Consider the following 639-nt stretch of genomic DNA (forward strand, 5'->3'; position numbering starts at 1 on the left):
GTGAAACCGGCACGGCTTGTTGTCGTACAACAAGGACCAAATAAAATTTGGTTTTCGCCAAGAAGTTTCCAAAGCACTTGTAACAAATGTTTGAGAACTACTTTTTAAATCAGCTTTCCAGATTGTTAAAGAGCATGTTTGCAACGGCACGAGGCCGAAGAAAACAGAGTTAAGAATCAGTTCTTAACTCTGCATTCTTGTTAGCAAGAAGAGAAGTGGCGTCCCCTAGGGGATTCGAACCCCTGTTACCGCCGTGAAAGGGCGGTGTCCTAGGCCTCTAGACGAAGGGGACGAAAATCATGCTTTGCGAAGTAAACTTCGCAATGATTTTCGTAAAGGCGACGCCGAGCCTGCGAGGCTAGCGGCCTTTAGCGCTGTTCGTTGTTATCGCTAACTTTGAATTGGGTAGCAACTTGCGCCGCTATTCACATCCCAACCCAACGAACGGGCTTCTCTCATTCAACCGAAGTTGAATCAGAACCGATGCATTTCTGCATCAGGTCTTTGCTCTAACTACTTTGAATCAAGGCAATCTGTGTGAACACTCAACAACTTCGTCATCATTAAGGTAAGGAGGTGATCCAACCCCAGGTTCCCCTAGGGTTACCTTGTTACGACTTCACCCCAGTCATGAATCAC

The 639-nt window shown here is 46.5% G+C and carries 1 tRNA gene; it reads right to left on the minus strand.

Annotated elements, in window-relative coordinates:
- Window positions 1–216: 216 nt before the first annotated feature.
- Window positions 217–292: transfer RNA gene (locus MUW49_RS19690), tRNA-Glu, on the minus strand.
- Window positions 293–639: the final 347 nt, after the last annotated feature.

This window comes from Aeromonas sp. LsrichE-8G (assembly GCF_022869435.1).
GTDB classification, from domain to species: Bacteria; Pseudomonadota; Gammaproteobacteria; order Enterobacterales; family Aeromonadaceae; genus Aeromonas; species Aeromonas caviae.